This is a genomic window from Amycolatopsis azurea DSM 43854 (genome assembly GCF_001995215.1).
GTDB classification, from domain to species: Bacteria; Actinomycetota; Actinomycetes; order Mycobacteriales; family Pseudonocardiaceae; genus Amycolatopsis; species Amycolatopsis azurea.
The window spans coordinates 3,724-6,714 of sequence record NZ_MUXN01000038.1 but is presented as its reverse complement, the minus strand read 5'-3'; the positions used below and the strand labels follow the sequence as shown (position 1 = coordinate 6,714).

At 69.6% G+C, this 2,991-nt stretch carries 2 protein-coding genes and 1 riboswitch; both genes read left to right on the top strand.

Features of this window, described 5'->3' with window-relative positions:
• The first annotated feature begins 123 nt into the window (after window positions 1-123).
• Entirely contained in the window at window positions 124-498 is a 375-nt protein-coding gene (locus B0293_RS41545) for a hypothetical protein (protein ID WP_005160450.1), read from the top strand.
• Window positions 499-795: 297 nt separating this feature from the next.
• A riboswitch (glycine riboswitch) is annotated at window positions 796-899 on the top strand.
• Between the two features lie 43 nt (window positions 900-942).
• A partial coding sequence (gene gcvP, locus B0293_RS41540; protein ID WP_245820145.1) for an aminomethyl-transferring glycine dehydrogenase occupies window positions 943-2,991 on the top strand: 2,049 nt, incomplete at its 3' end.

Below are 2,991 nucleotides of genomic sequence, written 5' to 3'. Positions count from 1 at the left end.
GAAGGGGGCCTTCATGTACTTTCGTCGCCGTCACTCGTCCCGGTGGCCGGGATGGCGGCCCGCTGACCTGCGCTGTAGTCCTGAGAGCGCGAAGCATCCAGGACCACCGAGGAGGCCCCGAGAATGACCCGGCAGATGAGCACCGCCATGCGCGACTGCATCGACCTGTGCAACGAGTGCCACGTCAGGTGCGAGGAGATGATGACGCGCTGCATGGAGGTCGGCGGCGCCAAACTCGGGATGATGATGGTGACCTGCGGCGACATGTCCCGCATGAGCGCCGACATGATGATGCGCTGCTCGGCCATGATCGCCGACCTCGAGATGATGCGCATGTGCGCGAAGACGTGCGGCCTGGCCTCCCAGATGATGCGCATGTGCGCCCAGGAGTGCGCCAGGACCGGCGACCCCGAACTGGCCGAGGCCGCCGACATGATGATGCGCTGCGCCGAGCTCTGCGGCACCATCACCGCCGAGATGATGATGGAGAACGCGTAACTCGCGTGATCAGGCCCGTGACTCGCGTGATGGGAGCCGTGACTCACGAGTTCCGGCTCCCGTCACGCGAGTCCCGCCTCTGATCACGCGGGTTCCGGCGGCGACCACGCGTGTCCGGGCGAACGGGTCAAGTGACGTGCCCTGCCATGAGTGGACGGGCGCTGAACACGCCAGGTACGGTGTGCGCACAACTGCAGATCGGGCCGTCGAGCTGGAGCGGGAGAGCCCCCACGAACGTGGTGGGGCACCGAAGGAGCAAACTCCCCGGAATCTCTCAGGTACCCACTACCGCTTCCGCGAGGCCACTCTGGAAAGCAGGCGCGCAAGTGCGCCTCACCCAAGGTGAAAGCCACCCTTCGACCGGTGGTGAAACTCTCAGGTGCCATGACAGAGGGGGAGTTCCCGGCGCACCGGTCTATCCGGCGCCTGACCCAAGGAGCTCCCTTGACCAGTACGTCCTTCGACGACCGGCACATCGGCCCCTCGGAGTCCGAGCAGGCCAAGATGCTCGCCGAGGTCGGCTACGGCAGTCTCGACGCCCTGGTGCAGGCCGCGGTGCCGTCCGCGATCCGCGTCACCCGTGACCTCGAACTCCCGCCCGCCGCGTCCGAAGAGGACGCCATCGCGGAACTCCGCGCGCTCGCCGCGCTCAACAAGCCGATGACGCAGATGATCGGCCTCGGCTTCCACGACACGGTCACCCCGGCGGTCATCCGCCGCAACGTGCTGGAGAACCCGGCCTGGTACACGGCGTACACGCCGTATCAGCCGGAGATCTCGCAGGGCCGTCTCGAAGCCCTCCTCAACTTCCAGACCATGGTCTCCGAGCTGGCCGGTCTCGCCACCGCGAACGCCTCCCTGCTCGACGAGTCGACCGCGGTCGCCGAGGCCGTCATGCTGATGCGCCGCGCGTCGAAGGCGAAGTCGAACAAGGTCGTCCTCGACGCCGAGTGCCTGCCGCAGACCATCGCCGTCGTCCGCACCCGCGCCGAGGCCATGGGCGTCGAGGTCGAGGTCCGCGACCTGCTCACCGGCCTGCCGGAGGAGTTCTTCGGCGTCGTCGTCCAGTACCCGGGCGCTTCCGGCGTGCTGCGCGGCGCGGGCTTCTACTCCGCCATCTCCGAGACCGCGAAGGCCGCCGGCGCGCTGTACACCGTCGCCGCCGACCTGCTCGCCCTCACGCTGATCACCGCGCCGGGTGAGTTCGGCGCCGACATCGCCGCCGGGTCGACCCAGCGCTTCGGCGTCCCGCTCGGTTACGGCGGACCGCACGCCGGGTTCATGGCCGTCCGCGCCGGGCTCGAGCGCTCGCTGCCGGGCCGCCTCGTCGGAGTCTCCGTCGACGCCGACGGCAACCCCGCGTACCGCCTCGCCCTCCAGACCCGCGAGCAGCACATCCGTCGCGAGAAGGCGACCTCCAACATCTGCACCGCGCAGGTCCTGCCCGCCGTGCTCGCCGCGATGTACGCGGTCTATCACGGTCCGGACGGCCTCGAGCGCATCGCGACCCGCGTCCACGAGCTCGCCGCCGGACTGGCCGGGGCGCTGCGCGCTGGCGGCGTCGAGGTCGTGCACGAGGGCTTCTTCGACACCGTCCTCGCCCGCATGCCCGGCCAGGCCGAAGCGGTCGTCGCGGTCGCGCGCGAGAACGGGATCAACCTCGGCCCGGTCGACGCCGACCACGTCCGCATCGCGGTCGACGAGGTGACCACGCCCGCGATCATCGCCAAGGTGCTGCGTGCCTTCGGGATCGACGCCGAAGCCGGACAGGCCGCCGCGCTGCCCACCGGCCTGAACCGCGAGAGCGAGTACCTCACCCACGAGGTCTTCCACTCGCACCGCTCCGAGACCGCGATGCTGCGCTACCTGCGGAGCCTCTCCGACCTGGACTACGCGCTCGACCGCGGCATGATCCCGCTCGGCTCCTGCACGATGAAGCTCAACGCCACCACCGAGATGGAGCCGATCAGCTGGCGCGAGTTCGCGGGTATCCACCCGTTCGCCCCCGCCGACCAGGCCGAGGGCTACCACGTGCTGGTCGAGCAGCTGTCGAGCTGGCTCGCCGAGGTCACCGGCTACGACAAGGTGTCGCTGCAGCCGAACGCGGGCAGCCAGGGCGAGCTCGCCGGTCTGCTCGCGATCCGCGCGTACCACCACGCGAACGGGCAGAAGGAGCGCGAGGTCTGCCTGATCCCGTCGTCCGCGCACGGCACGAACGCCGCCTCCGCGGTGATGGCCGGGATGCGCGTCGTCGTGGTCAAGTGCACCGCCGAGGGCAACGTCGACCTCGAGGACCTGCGCGCCAAGGTCGACGCCAACCGCGACACGCTGTCCGCGATCATGGTGACCTACCCGTCCACGCACGGCGTGTACGAGAACGGCATCGACGAGCTGGCCAAGATCGTCCACGACGCGGGCGGCCAGGTCTACGTCGACGGCGCGAACCTCAACGCGCTGCTGGGCCTGGCCAAGCCGGGCGAGTTCGGCGGCGAC

Coding starts and splice junctions, on each gene's coding strand:
- B0293_RS41545 (WP_005160450.1), top strand. CDS start 124: ATGACCCGGCAGATGAGCACCGCCATGCGCGACTGCATCGACCTGTGC.